The following is an 11,823-nucleotide window of genomic DNA, read 5'->3' on the forward strand; positions in this document are numbered from 1 at the left end:
CTGCCGGTTACAACCCCAGCGCCTTGGCCTTCAGCGCGTCGTAGTCGCTCTGCGTGATCAGGCCAAGGTCCAGCATTTCCTTGGCCTTCTTCAGCTTGGCCACCGGGTCTTCCGCCGCCGGTGCGGTGGGCTGCTGCAGATTGCCGGCACCGAACATGCCCGAGGCCATGCCCACGCCCACCAGGCCGGCCGCGCCGCCGTTCTCGCCGGCCGACTGGATGCCCTGGGCCACGCTGGCCTGCAGGTTGGAATTGCCGCGCGCACCGGACAGCGCATCGGCGCGCTGCACGGTCTTCAGCAGTTCGCGGGTGTTGGCGTCGTATTCAATGGAGACGATGGCCGTCTTGACGATGGCCAGGCCGCGATCGCTCTGCCACTGGTAGGCCTGTTCCACCGCGGCCGACAGGCTCTGCGCGAAGCCGATCGAATCCTGCTGCAGCTTGGTGATGCGGTTGCCCTTGGCCGGGTCGTTGCTGTACAGGCTGAAGGCCGGTGCCAGCGAACCCACCACTTCATTGAACAGCTGGGTGGCGGCGGCGTTGTCCATGTCGGTGAAGTCGAATACCTGGCCGGGCTGCAGGTAGCTGGCCGGCACTAAGTTCTTCACGAACAGGATCGGGTCGACGATCTTCAGCGTGTACGAGCCACGGGTGACCGCACCAACCTGGGTATTGAGGAAGGCATCGTCCCAGTAGATTTCCGACTGGGTGCCGAAGCGGTTGTCCGGCAGTTCCTTCAGCGAAACAAAGAACGCTGCCTGCTGGGAACCGGGCTGGCCGCCGAACTTGAAGCGTTCCCAGCTCTGCTTGATGAAGGTGCTGACCAGTCCATCGCCGGCGAAGATCGATTGCGAATTCAGATCGTCCGAGCGCCATTCGTAGCCACCGGGCTCGGCCACGAAGGCGGTGATGGCACCGTCCTGGAACAGCAGCAGGCCGTAGCCTTCGGGCACGACGATCTTCGAGCCGTTGCTGATGATGTTGGACGAACCGCTGGTGTTGGAGCCGCGCCCGGCATTGGTGCCGCGCGGTACCGCCGCGAACAGCGCTGCCGTGGACGGCAGGCCCGTCGGCACGGTGTAGAAATCCTTCCACTGGTCGGCCAGAACACCGCCTACCGCACCCTTGACCGCCTGTACCAGACCCATGACCTGCTCCGTGTGGTTGTCTGGGCAGACTATATATCAGCGCGGGCAGGGCGCGTTGGGGGGTGGAAACCACCCCCGGTACGGCAGTTACATCATGGCCCGGTTGATCAGGCCCCAGCCGATCAGCACCACCAGCAGGGCCGGCAGGGTCACAAACGAGGCGATCATCCAGCGCAGGGCCTTGCGCGAGGTGACGGCGGCCGGACCCATCTGCCCGGTCGCCTTCAGCGACGAGGTCTTGTTGGCGTAGACGGTGGCCACGATGCCGAAGGGCCAGAAGCCGCAGAAGATGCTCAGGATCGCGGCGAACAGGTAATCCTTGGGCGGATTGGCGGGTGCTGCATTCTCCATGAAAACGTTTCCTCCATTTTGGAGGCGCGATTATGGGGCAGCCCATGGGCCTTTGGAACGGCACGTTGCGCTTCTAGCGCACGGATTGAGGCACCCGTCGCAACTTGCTGATGTCATAGCCCATCGCCTGGATGCGGGCGACCGCTTGCTGGTACTGGGACTCGCTCACCTGCGGGGTGCGGGCCATGTACCAGACGTAGTCGCGCTTGCTGCGGCCGACGATGGTCTGGCCGTAGTCCGTATCGACCCAGGCGATGATGTATTCGGCCTGGATGGGCCAGACGAACTGCATGCCCCAGACCGCGCCGGCGCCTTCCGGTTCCACCCGGCCAATGGGGTGCATGGTTTTCAGCGGCGCCTGGAAGCTGCCCTTGCGGTAGGTAAAGGTGGTCTGGATGCGGCCATCGGGGCGCGGTGCGTAGCTTTCCACCGCATCGAAGGCCTCGCGCTCGGGCCAGGAGGGAATATGGGCGATCACGTACCAGTCGCCCATGAAACGCGGCACATCCACCGATGCCGGGCGCGGCAGGGGGCGGGTGTCCTGGCTGCTGCAGCCGGTGCCGAACAGGGCCACGGCCAGCAGGGAAAACAGCGGGGGCATGCGCATGGTGGGCCTCGCTCAGCGGGGGCGGAACAGGTAATGGGCAACCAGCCACTGCTGGCCATCGTCGTAGCCGAACAGCTCGGCGCAGGCCATCCAGAACATGCGCCAGCGCTGCCACCACACGCGTGCAGCGGCGTCGCTGCCATAGGTCTGGGCCAGCAAGGGCAGCAGTTCTTCGCGCGCTGCATCCTGGTTGGCCAGCCAATGGTTGGCCGTGCGCTGGTAGTGGGTGCCGTCCAGCAACCAGCGCTGCTGCAGCTGCAGGTCGTGCTGGAAATGCAGCAGGGTGTCGGCGGCCGGCATCAGGCCGCCGGTGAAGAAGTGGCGGCCCATCCAGTTGTCATCGCCTTCGGTTTCGAACGGGTACATCAGCGTGCGGTGCGCGAAGATGTGTACGAACAGCGCGCCGTCCGGGCGAAGCCAGCCGGCAATGCGGCCCAGCAACTGCGCGTAGTTGCGCACGTGCTCGAACATTTCCACCGACACGCAGCGGTCGAAGGCGTGCGCGGGCAGCTCCAGCAGATTCACGTCACGGGTCAGCACCTGCACGTTGCGCAGCCCGCGCGCTTCACACTGGGCCATGATGTGCGCGCGCTGGCTGTGCGAGTTGGACACGGCGGTGATGCGCGCCGTGGGATAGCGCTCGGCCATCCACAACGTCAGCGAGCCCCAGCCGCAGCCCAGTTCCAGGATGTCCTGGCCATCGGCCAGACCGGCGCGCTCGCCATACAGTGCCAGCATCGCGTCTTCGGCCTGGTCCAGCGTTTCGTGACCGGTGCGGTAATAGCAGCTGCTGTACTTCAGCCGATGGCCCAGGCATTGCTGGAAGAACGCAGCGGGCACTTCATAGTGCTGGCGGTTGGCCGCATCCACGTGCAGTGCCAGCGGGCTGGTCGACAGTTCCTGCAGGCGCTGCTGGAACCGCTGTGACTGCGCCTGCAGGCCGCCGGCCTGTTCTTCGGCCAGGCGTTGCGCACACAGGCGGCGGATGCCCAGGCGCAGCGCGGCATCGGGCAGCCAGCCGCGTTCGGCCCAGCCGGTCAGTCCGGTTTCAACCAGAGTAGGTGGGGTGAGCGAAGTGACCGCATTCATGGCGAGGGATCCTTGGGCGAGCGGGGGAACCACGGGAAGAACATCGGGGTGCTGCGCTGGTACTGGCGGTAGTCCTCGCCACGGCTGCGCAGCGCCTGTTTTTCGGTGAACGGAACACCGCTGAGGTAGCGCAGGAACACGTACATCAGCAGCGGGCCGGCCCAGGCCAGCCACCACAGCGGCGAGCCCACGGCCAGCAACACGTAGGCGAACCAGTGCAGCCATTCGAAGAAATAGTTGGGGTGCCGCGAGTAGCGCCAGAGGCCGTCGCGGCAGGTGCGGCCCTTGTTGGCCGGGTTGGCGCGGAAGCGCGCCAGCTGCCGATCAGCCAGGCTTTCACCGCCCACGCTGAGCAGCCAGACCGCGACCGCCGCGGCGATCCAGCCGCCCATCTGCGTGCTGGTATTGGCGGCCACCGCAACGAACGGAAGGGCGAACAGCAGTACCAGCAGCGCCTGCGCCATGAAGAAACCGAAAATCTTGCCCTGGTGTCCCTGCCAGTGTTCACGCAGGTAGCGGTAGCGACCGTCTTCCTCTTCGTGGCGCACGCGCTGCCACAGGTGCAGGGCCAGCCGCGCACCCCACAGCCCGCCCAGCACCGCCAGCGCGATGCGCGGTGCCGGCGCACCCTCACCCAACCAGGCCAGCAGCAGGGCAGCGGCCGCCACGCCCTTGGCCCACAGCACGTCGACCACGCCGATGTTGTCGTGGCGGCGCTGCCAGGCCCAACCCCAGCTCATCACCAGCGCGGCATACAGCAGCACCCACAGCAGGCCGCTCATGGTCGCGCCCTCTGCAGCAGGGGCCGGCGCGGTGCGCGGGCGCCATGGCGGGCTCTGCCGACCAGCAGCGGCAGTGCCACCGCCCAGCCCAGGCCCAGCAGGGCAACGCCGTGCCAACGGGGTTCAGCGAAGGCGACCGCATCGAAGCCGCGTGCGGCCGACAGGTAGGCCAGCGGTGCCAGCAGCAGGCCGAACAGGATCGGCAGCAGCCGATGCCGCTGCAGGAAGGCCATGGATGCAGTCAGGGTCATGGCGAAGGCGGCCCACAGCGCACAGATCCACGGCGGTGGTGCCCAGCCGAATGGGGCGGCGGCATAGCGCACGCTGCCGGTGGCGGCCACCACGCCGTCCACCAGCCACGCGCAGGCCAGGGCCAGCGCCACCAGTTTCAGGTCCAGCCGAGGCTGCGGCGACGTCATCAACTGGCTGCCGATATAGATCGTTGCGGCTGGCAGGGCCGGCCACTGCCAGCCGCGTGCGGCACCGGCCACGGCGCACAGCCAGACCGCCTGGTTGCCGAGCAGATTGACCCAGGTGCGGCGCATTTCACACCGCCTGCCCGGCATTGCCGGCGGGGCGGTAGCCCGGGCGTGCCATCAGCAGGTGCGACACGCCGATCGAGCGCTCCAGGAAGCCGCCTTCGCAGTAGGCCAGATAGAACTCCCACAGGCGGCAGAAGCGCGCGTCGAAGCCCTGCGCCTGCACGGCGCTGCGCTGGGCCAGGAAGCGCTGCCGCCAGGCACGCAGGGTCAGGGCATAGGAGTGCCCGAAGTCGTGCTGGGCCACCAGCTGCAGGTCGCTGCTGCGGGTCTTGGCGGCCATGATCGCGTTGATGGAGGGAATGAAGCTGCCGGGAAACACGAAGCGCTTGATGTAGTCCACGCTGCGGCGCGCCTGCTCGTAGCGATGGTCCTCGATGGTGATCGCCTGCAGCAGGGCTACGCCATCGGGCTTCAGCAGGCGCTGCAGGGTGGCCAGGTAAGTGTCCAGGTATTCGGCGCCCACGGCTTCGATCATCTCGATCGAGACCAGCTTGTCGAACGGCCCCTGCAGGTCGCGGTAGTCCTGGGTGAGCAGGGTGATACGGTCCTGCAGGCCGGCCTCGCGCACGCGTTGCTGGGCCAGCGCGTGCTGTTCAGCGGAAATGGTGGTGGTGGTGACATGGCAGCCGTAGTGCCGCGCGGCATGCAGGGCGAAGCCGCCCCAGCCGGTGCCGATCTCAACCACGCGGTCGCCCGGCTGCAGCTGCAGCTGCTGGCAGATGCGGTCCAGCTTGCGCATCGATGCGGTTTCCAGCGTTTCCTGCTCGTTGGCGAACAGTGCCGAGGAGTACATCAGGTCCGGCGACAGGAAGAGGCTGAAGAAGTCGTTGCCCAGGTCGTAGTGGGCGGCGATGTTGCGCCGGCTGCCGGCGCGGCTGTTGCGGCGCAGGCGGTTCCAACCGCGCAGCAGCCAGCCGCCCACCCGTGCCGGGCCGCGCTCCATGCCGTCCAGCAGGTCGCGGTTGCGTACCAGCAGCTGCACCAGCGCCACCAGATCGTCGCAGCGCCAATCACCGTCGATATAGCTCTCGCCCGCGCCCACGCTGCCCTGCGCGGCCACCTTGCGATAGAACGCCGGGTCTTCGATGGTCACCGTGGCGTGCAGCTCGCCGCTGGCATGGCCCAGCCGCTGTTCGCCGAACGCGTCGCGAACCAGCAGGCTGCCTTCGCGCAGCGGTGCCAGCTGGTCCAGCAGGCGGCGGCGCAGGAAGGCGTCCAGCGCGCCGGGCGGGGCCAGGGCCACCGAGGGAGTGAGTTCATTCATTGCGGTTTCTCGGCAAGGGAAGGGTGGTCGTGCACGGGGTTGCGCTTCAGCCACAGGCGCAGGGCGTGCCAGTGAATGGCGGCCACCACCTGCACGGTCATCAAGGGGTAGGCGGCCAGCACCCGCGCCAGGCCGGGGCCATCCAGCGGCCGGCGCTGCATGCTCTGGGTGGCATCGAACTGGCGCACACCGTCGCGCCAGACCTGCATATGCACGCGCAGGTGCTCGCCGGGCAGGTTGAAGCGCCAGTCGTAGTGGCAATCCATGGCCATGAACGGCGACACATGGAAGGCCTTGTCGAACTGCCAGCGCAGATCCTGGTTGCCATGCAGGGCACGCGCAACCGGCAGCACATAGGCGTGGCGCTCCTTCCACGGCGTGTTGGTGATCTCGGCCACGATACAGTCCAGGGTCTGTCCATCGGCGCGATAGCAGTAGTAGAAGCTGACCGGATTGAACACATGGCCGCCAAAGCGCAGGTGGGTGAGCAGCCGCACCGGGCCCTGCGGGCGATAGCCCAGCTCGCGGGCCGCATGGGCGCGCACGGCATCGGCAAGCGGCTGGTCCGGATCACCGAAGTAGTCGCTACGGCGGAACTCGGCCACGTTGCGGCGATTGACCGACCACAGCCAACGCCCGGCAAACACGCTGTCCAGTTCATCCAGGTCCAGCAGCAGCTGCGCGATCGGGTAACGGAACGCATGCGCGTGCGGCTGGTGACGGCGGTGCAGCACATGGCCGAAGTAGAGCGCGCTGCCGCTCATGCCGGCACTTCCACGTCGAAGGTACTGTTGGCCTGGGCGGTGCGTTCGCGCAGCGCATCCACCACCCGGCGGGCGCTGCGGATGCCGTCTTCGTGGAAGCCCCAGCCCCAGTACGCGCCGGCAAACCAGGTGTGGTGGCGACCCTGCACCTCGCCCCAGCGCTGCTGTGCGCGCACGGCGGCGTGGTCGTGCACCGGGTGCGCGTACTGCAGGCGGCGCAGCACCTTGTCCGGATCGATGGCGTCGCTGCGGTTCAGGGTGACTACCAGTGGCGTATCGCCGGGCAGGTCCTGCAGCAGGTTCATGCAATAGCTGACCGTGCAGGCCGCATCGGGCGCGCGCGGCACATGCGCATTCCAGGCTGCCCAGGCCTTGCGGTTGCGCGGCAGCAGCGATGCATCGGTGTGCAGCACGGCTTCATTGGGCTGGTAGCGGATCGCGCCCAGCACGGCGCGTTCCACCGGGTCCACCTGCTGCAGCAGAGCCAGGGCCTGGTCGCTGTGGCAGGCCAGGATCACCTCATCAAAGCCTTCCACGCCGGCGGCACTGTGGATGCGCACGCCCCATGGCAGGCGCTCCACCGCGTGCACCGGGCATTCCAGACGCTCCCGTACCTGCCAGCGCGCACGCAGTGCATCCACGTAGCGCGCCGAGCCGCCGCGTACCACCCGCCACGGCTGGCGCCCGGTCATCTGCAGCATCTGGTGGTTGGCCATGAACTGCACCAGGTAGCGCGCCGGGAAGTCCAGCACCGTGGCCGTGGGCGATGACCACAGCGCCGAGGCCATCGGCAGCAGGTGCTCATCGACGAAGGCCTGGCCGTAGCCGTGCTGCTGCAGGTACTGGCCCAGGGTGGGGCCGTGTTCTTCCTGCAGCAGGGCCGGCGCCTGGCGATAGAAGCGGCGCAGGTCGGCCAGCATGCCCCAGAAGCGCGGCGAGACCAGGTTGCGGCGCTGGCAGAACAAGCCATCAAGCGAAGTGGCGTTGTACTCCACGCCGCTGCGCTCGCTGTGCATGGAAAAGCTCATGGTGGTGGGCTGCGAGGCCACGCCCAGCTCGTTGAACAGCCCGGTGAGCAGCGGGTAGTGCTGCTGGTTGAAGACGATGAAGCCGGTATCGACGGCGAGCGGGCGCCCATCCACGGTGACGTCATGGGTGTGGGTATGCCCGCCCAGATAATCGTTGGCCTCGAACAGGGTGACTTCGTGTTCGCCGTCCAGCCACCAGGCACTGGCCAGCCCTGCAATGCCCGATCCGATGATTGCGATGCGCATGTCAGTGCCTCGCCTTGGCCAGCACCCAGTCGGGTATGGGTTTGAGTCCTTTTACCAGGCCGACCGCCGCCATCGCACGCAGGCCGTACCAGGTCAGGTCGATTTCCCACCAGCGGAAGCCCTGGCGCACCGTGCCGGGGAAGAAGTGATGGTTGTTGTGCCAGCCCTCGCCGAAGGTGAGCAGGGCCAGCCACAGGTTGTTGCGGCTGTCATCGCGCGTATCGAAGCGGCGGCTGCCGAAGCGATGGGCCAGCGAATTGATGGTGACCGTGGCGTGGAACAGCACCACGGTGGAGATGAAGAAGCCCCAGACCAGCAGCTGCGGGCCGCTGGTGTGCAGGCCCGGCGCGGTGTGCTGCAGCAGTTCGCCCAGCCCGAACAGGCCCGCGGCCAGCAGCACCGGCACGGCGATGTCGAAGCGGTCCAGCCAGCGCAGCTCGGGGAAACGGGCCAGGTCCGGCACGCGGCTGAGATCGGTGCTGAAGGCTTCGCGGGTCAGGAACCAGCCCATGTGGCTGCGCCAGAAGCCGACTTCATTCGGTGAATGCGGATCCTGTGGCTGGTCGGCATGGCGGTGGTGATGGCGGTGGTGCGCGGCCCACCACAGCGGCCCGCGCTGCACGCTGGCGGCGCCGATCACCGCGAACGCGAACTGCACCGGGCGCGAGGTCTGGAAGGTGCGGTGGGAAAAATAGCGGTGGTAGAAACCGGTAATGGCGAACATGCGCACGGCGTACAGTGCGGCCGCCACCGCAACGGCGGTCCAGGAGACGCCTACCCAGATCACCCCCAGACAGGCCACGTGCAGCAGCACGAAGGGCACCGCGCGCAGCCAGTCGATGCGCCCGGCCTGGGCTGCCGGCACCTCGTTCGCAGTGCTGCCGGTGTCGAACCAGCGGCGCAGGGTGCGCAACAGGCGGGCGCGTCGGCGGGGCAGGGGCGCAGCTGCAGACATGTTCGGTTTCCGGAAGGCGCGTGTGTAGGTGCCTACGTTGCAACAGCGCGATTGGATGCAGTGCATTCGCATACGTGCAGTAATTCACTTGGCCGTAACACCACACGAGGCGACGAGCGGCAACTCCTGCTCTCGTTGCCACTGGCTGCGGCTGGCGGGGACGGGGGGATTCCTGAAGGTTACGCGCACCTGCGGATAGCGTCCCTTGCCGTCACGCAGGTTGCTGGTGCCGTTGAATTCGAGCAGGCGACGGTCGGCGTTGGCATAGACCAGGCTCAGGCCGGGTGCCACCGCGCCGTACCAGGCATCCAGGCGCACGGCGAAGGACTGCGCCGGCTGGCCCTGCCATTGCAGCGCGCCGCGGTACTGCACCTTCAGCGGGTAGAAGCGCTGCCGCCCCGGCACCAGGAAGGACAGGGTGACCGGCTGGCCGCGCAGCAGGGTGTCCCAGTGCTGGCGCACGGCGGCATCGAAGCCGGCATCGATCACCGCGTCTGCCGGCAGCGCGACCCGTGCCTGTACGGGTGCCGCGTCGCCGGCTTCCCGCCACTGCACCTGCACGGCCGTTGCGGAAACGTCCAGCGTGGCGGCCTGGCCGCTGCGCCGGTCCTGCAGGGTATAACCGCGTGCGGCGGGGCGGCCGGTGGCAGGCAACTGCTTGCGGGCGAAGGGCTGGCCCGATCCACAGCGGTATTCCACCCAGCGCTGTGCCCCTTCGTCCGGGCCCTGCTGCCAGTGCACCTCGCGGTAGGCCACGCGCCCGTCCGCGGTGGTGGCCACGCCTTCACTGCGCAGCGGGGCGGGTTCGGCATGGGCGCAGACAGGCAACAGCAGCAGGTAGGCACAGGTGCGCATGGGCGGCTTTCCGTCGGGTCTGCCAGTACTACGTGGCGGCGTGGCCAATGGATGCACCGGCCGCTGCATCCAATCGCCGCCTGCCTGCGTAGAGGCACAGGAACCACCTTCACCTGATTGCCGCCCCTGCCCATGTACGTTGAACGCCGCCCGCCCCGCAGCCCTTTCGACGCCGCCCGTCTCGTGTCCAGTGCCCAGCAGCCCAGCAGTGAGCCCACCAACTGGACCGGTGACATGGACGGTGTGGCCCGGCTGCGTGACCGCGCCTGCTTCCTGCGCATCTACGACTATTTCATGCCGCGCCTGTGCGTGTATCTGCGTGGTCTGGGGGCAACGCCGGCGATCGCCGAGGAGCTGGCGCAGGAGGCGTTGCTGCGCCTGTGGCTGCGCGCGGCCGATTTCGATGCCGCGCAGGGCGCGCTGAGCACCTGGCTGTTCCGCATTGCGCGCAACCTGCATATCGACCGCGTGCGCCATGAACGTGGCTGGCTGCAGGCGCAGGCGGCGGTGGCCGATGCTGCCAGCTTCGACGTGGTGGAACGCAGCAGTGCCGAACAGTATGCCGACCAGGTACGGCTGCGCCAGCGCATCAATGAACTGCCGGCGGTGCAGGCACGGCTGGTGCGCATGTCCTACTTCGAGGCGCGCAGCCACGGCGAGATCGCCGCTGCACTGGGCATGCCGCTGGGCACGGTGAAGTCACACCTGCGCCGGGCCTTCCTGCAGTTGCAGTCGAAGGTAAGAGGTGGCCAGTGAGCCCGCGCCACCACCTGCACGAATCGACCTTGATCAGCTATGCGTCCGGCGGCCTGCCAACGGCGTTGAGCGTGGTCGCAGCCGCGCACCTGGAGCAGTGTCCGGCCTGTCGCCAGCGCCTGCGCGATGCCGAGGCGATCGGCGCCGTGCTGCTGGAGCAGACCCAGCCGACCGTTGACGAGGCTCGGCATGCGCAGCTGCGCATGGCCATGCTGGCGCAGATGGACCAGGCCGATGGCGGATTGGCTGCGCCCTGCGTGGCGGCCCGCGCCGTACCCAGCGAACGGCCGCAGGCCAACCCGGATCACCTGCCTGCCGCCCTGCATCCGTATTTCGGTGCGTCGCTGTCGCAGCTGCATTGGCGCTGGATTGCACCGGGTGTGTACTGCATCCGTGCGGCGCAGATGCCGTCGCTGATCATGCTGAAGATCGCCCCGGGCAAGTGCCTGCCCATGCACAGCCATGGCCAGAGTGAGCTGACCCAGATTCTGCGGGGCAGCTACAACGATGCACTGGGCCTGTTCGCGCCGGGCGATGTGGCGGATCTGGATGAGGAGGTCGAGCACCAGCCGGTGACCGCGCCGGGCGTGCCGTGCATCTGTGTTTCCGCGCTGGATGCGCCGCTGGTGTTCAGCGGCTGGCTGGCGCGCAAGATCCAGCGTTTTGTGAAACTCTAGCGCGCCGCAGGAGCCGTGCATGAGCGCTGACAACACGCAATCCTTGAAGATTCTCCTGGTCGGCAGCGGCGGTCTGGTCGGGCAGGGTGTCGCGCTGGCCTGCGCGGATTCTGGCCAGGTGCAGCAGGTGACCGCGCTGGTGCGTCGCGAAGGCGCGGCCCCTGCCGGGTTCCCGGAGATGGTGCTGCCCGACTTCCTGCAGGCCGCGCACGCCGATCTGCCGTGGGCGGGATTCGATGCGTGTTTCTATTGCGCCGGTGCGCCGCCACTGGGCACGCCCGAGGCCGAATACCGGCAGGTGACGGTGGACGCTACGCTGGCCGTTGCCCGCGCCTGGGCCGCGGCCAATCCGCAGGGCTGCTTCCTGTATGTATCCGGCGCGCACGCAAACCCGGCCAGCCGCATCATGCCGCTGCGGGTGAAAGGTGAGATCGAGCAGGCGCTGGCGCGACTGCCGGTGCGCACAGTGATGTTGCGGCCGGCAGGCGTGCAGCCGGTGGCGGGTACCGGGACCCGGCATACTCTGATGAAGCCGTTCTATTGGGTGGCCGCGCCGTTGATGGGATTGGCCGGAAGCGTGCTGCCGTCGCTGACGGTCAGCAACCGGGCGATTGGCGAGGCGATGATCGCGCTGGCTAGCATGGCGCAGCCCCCCGGTGTGGTGGAGTGCGCGCAGATCCATCGCTTCGCAGGGGCGGAACGGTAGGGGCCAGCCTTGGTTGGCCCGCTTTACCCCGCTTTGGTAGGGGCCAACCTTGGT

General features: G+C 67.7%; 14 protein-coding genes. 3 read left to right on the plus strand and 11 right to left on the minus strand.

Annotation, left to right across the window (positions count from 1 at the left end; genetic code table 11):
* Nucleotides 1–7 precede the first annotated feature (7 nt).
* The 11 genes from G4G00_RS10660 to G4G00_RS10710 all read right to left on the minus strand — a co-directional run bounded on the left by G4G00_RS10660 (nucleotide 8) and on the right by G4G00_RS10710 (nucleotide 9,630).
* Entirely contained in the window at nucleotides 8–1,147 is a 1,140-nt protein-coding gene (locus tag G4G00_RS10660) for an SPFH domain-containing protein (protein WP_164273299.1), read from the minus strand.
* Nucleotides 1,148–1,234: 87 nt separating this feature from the next.
* Nucleotides 1,235–1,498, minus strand: coding sequence for a CD225/dispanin family protein (locus tag G4G00_RS10665; protein WP_108753195.1), 264 nt, complete (start codon nucleotides 1,496–1,498; stop codon nucleotides 1,235–1,237).
* A gap of 73 nt (nucleotides 1,499–1,571) precedes the next feature.
* Nucleotides 1,572–2,105, minus strand: coding sequence for a lipocalin family protein (locus tag G4G00_RS10670; protein ID WP_164273302.1), 534 nt, complete (start codon nucleotides 2,103–2,105; stop codon nucleotides 1,572–1,574).
* 12 nt (nucleotides 2,106–2,117) lie between these two features.
* A complete protein-coding gene (locus G4G00_RS10675) occupies nucleotides 2,118–3,194 on the minus strand; it encodes a class I SAM-dependent methyltransferase (RefSeq protein WP_164273305.1) in 1,077 nt (358 codons plus the stop codon).
* Nucleotides 3,191–3,976 (minus strand): DUF1295 domain-containing protein, encoded by a 786-nt coding sequence (locus tag G4G00_RS10680; RefSeq protein ID WP_164273308.1) that lies wholly within the window; start codon nucleotides 3,974–3,976, stop codon nucleotides 3,191–3,193. Before G4G00_RS10680 ends, G4G00_RS10675 begins: the two co-directional genes overlap by 4 nt.
* Nucleotides 3,973–4,521, minus strand: a complete 549-nt coding sequence (locus tag G4G00_RS10685; protein ID WP_164273311.1) for a DUF2878 domain-containing protein — start codon at nucleotides 4,519–4,521, stop codon at nucleotides 3,973–3,975. Before G4G00_RS10685 ends, G4G00_RS10680 begins: the two co-directional genes overlap by 4 nt.
* A 1-nt stretch (nucleotide 4,522) precedes the next feature.
* Nucleotides 4,523–5,782 (minus strand): cyclopropane-fatty-acyl-phospholipid synthase family protein, encoded by a 1,260-nt coding sequence (locus G4G00_RS10690; RefSeq protein ID WP_164273314.1) that lies wholly within the window; start codon nucleotides 5,780–5,782, stop codon nucleotides 4,523–4,525.
* Nucleotides 5,779–6,546 (minus strand): DUF1365 domain-containing protein, encoded by a 768-nt coding sequence (locus tag G4G00_RS10695; RefSeq protein WP_108753189.1) that lies wholly within the window; start codon nucleotides 6,544–6,546, stop codon nucleotides 5,779–5,781. The genes G4G00_RS10690 and G4G00_RS10695 overlap by 4 nt, the downstream gene beginning before the upstream one ends.
* Nucleotides 6,543–7,820, minus strand: a complete 1,278-nt coding sequence (locus tag G4G00_RS10700; protein ID WP_164273316.1) for an FAD-dependent oxidoreductase — start codon at nucleotides 7,818–7,820, stop codon at nucleotides 6,543–6,545. The genes G4G00_RS10695 and G4G00_RS10700 overlap by 4 nt, the downstream gene beginning before the upstream one ends.
* Nucleotide 7,821: 1 nt before the next feature.
* Entirely contained in the window at nucleotides 7,822–8,775 is a 954-nt protein-coding gene (locus G4G00_RS10705) for an acyl-CoA desaturase (protein ID WP_164273319.1), read from the minus strand.
* 84 nt (nucleotides 8,776–8,859) lie between these two features.
* Nucleotides 8,860–9,630 (minus strand): hypothetical protein, encoded by a 771-nt coding sequence (locus tag G4G00_RS10710; protein ID WP_108753186.1) that lies wholly within the window; start codon nucleotides 9,628–9,630, stop codon nucleotides 8,860–8,862.
* 132 nt (nucleotides 9,631–9,762) lie between these two features.
* On the opposite strand from G4G00_RS10710, the gene G4G00_RS10715 reads away from it, so the two are divergent.
* Genes G4G00_RS10715 through G4G00_RS10725 form a run of 3 tightly spaced genes read left to right on the plus strand, consistent with a single transcriptional unit; the run spans nucleotide 9,763 to nucleotide 11,769 of the window.
* The gene (locus G4G00_RS10715; protein ID WP_108753185.1) at nucleotides 9,763–10,386 is read left to right on the plus strand and encodes a sigma-70 family RNA polymerase sigma factor; all 624 of its coding nucleotides are present in this window, start codon (nucleotides 9,763–9,765) and stop codon (nucleotides 10,384–10,386) included.
* A complete protein-coding gene (locus tag G4G00_RS10720; RefSeq protein WP_108753184.1) occupies nucleotides 10,383–11,063 on the plus strand; it encodes a ChrR family anti-sigma-E factor in 681 nt (226 codons plus the stop codon). Before G4G00_RS10715 ends, G4G00_RS10720 begins: the two co-directional genes overlap by 4 nt.
* Before the next feature lie 19 nt (nucleotides 11,064–11,082).
* Nucleotides 11,083–11,769 carry an oxidoreductase gene (locus tag G4G00_RS10725; protein ID WP_164273322.1) on the plus strand — a complete coding sequence of 229 codons (687 nt, stop codon included), beginning with the start codon at nucleotides 11,083–11,085 and terminating at the stop codon, nucleotides 11,767–11,769.
* Nucleotides 11,770–11,823: the final 54 nt, after the last annotated feature.

Origin of the sequence: Stenotrophomonas sp. B1-1, assembly GCF_010894375.1 — a bacterium.
Lineage (GTDB): Bacteria > Pseudomonadota > Gammaproteobacteria > Xanthomonadales > Xanthomonadaceae > Stenotrophomonas.

Excerpts from the sequence above, each read along its gene's own strand:
- G4G00_RS10680 (WP_164273308.1), bottom strand. The coding sequence starts at position 3,976 with ATGAGCGGCCTGCTGTGGGTGCTGCTGTATGCCGCGCTGGTGATGAGC.
- G4G00_RS10690 (WP_164273314.1), bottom strand. The coding sequence starts at position 5,782 with ATGAATGAACTCACTCCCTCGGTGGCCCTGGCCCCGCCCGGCGCGCTG.
- G4G00_RS10725 (WP_164273322.1), top strand. The coding sequence starts at position 11,083 with ATGAGCGCTGACAACACGCAATCCTTGAAGATTCTCCTGGTCGGCAGC.
- G4G00_RS10670 (WP_164273302.1), bottom strand. The coding sequence starts at position 2,105 with ATGCGCATGCCCCCGCTGTTTTCCCTGCTGGCCGTGGCCCTGTTCGGC.
- G4G00_RS10665 (WP_108753195.1), bottom strand. The coding sequence starts at position 1,498 with ATGGAGAATGCAGCACCCGCCAATCCGCCCAAGGATTACCTGTTCGCC.
- G4G00_RS10705 (WP_164273319.1), bottom strand. The coding sequence starts at position 8,775 with ATGTCTGCAGCTGCGCCCCTGCCCCGCCGACGCGCCCGCCTGTTGCGC.
- G4G00_RS10685 (WP_164273311.1), bottom strand. The coding sequence starts at position 4,521 with ATGCGCCGCACCTGGGTCAATCTGCTCGGCAACCAGGCGGTCTGGCTG.
- G4G00_RS10660 (WP_164273299.1), bottom strand. The coding sequence starts at position 1,147 with ATGGGTCTGGTACAGGCGGTCAAGGGTGCGGTAGGCGGTGTTCTGGCC.
- G4G00_RS10715 (WP_108753185.1), top strand. The coding sequence starts at position 9,763 with ATGTACGTTGAACGCCGCCCGCCCCGCAGCCCTTTCGACGCCGCCCGT.
- G4G00_RS10675 (WP_164273305.1), bottom strand. The coding sequence starts at position 3,194 with ATGAATGCGGTCACTTCGCTCACCCCACCTACTCTGGTTGAAACCGGA.
- G4G00_RS10695 (WP_108753189.1), bottom strand. The coding sequence starts at position 6,546 with ATGAGCGGCAGCGCGCTCTACTTCGGCCATGTGCTGCACCGCCGTCAC.
- G4G00_RS10710 (WP_108753186.1), bottom strand. The coding sequence starts at position 9,630 with ATGCGCACCTGTGCCTACCTGCTGCTGTTGCCTGTCTGCGCCCATGCC.
- G4G00_RS10700 (WP_164273316.1), bottom strand. The coding sequence starts at position 7,820 with ATGCGCATCGCAATCATCGGATCGGGCATTGCAGGGCTGGCCAGTGCC.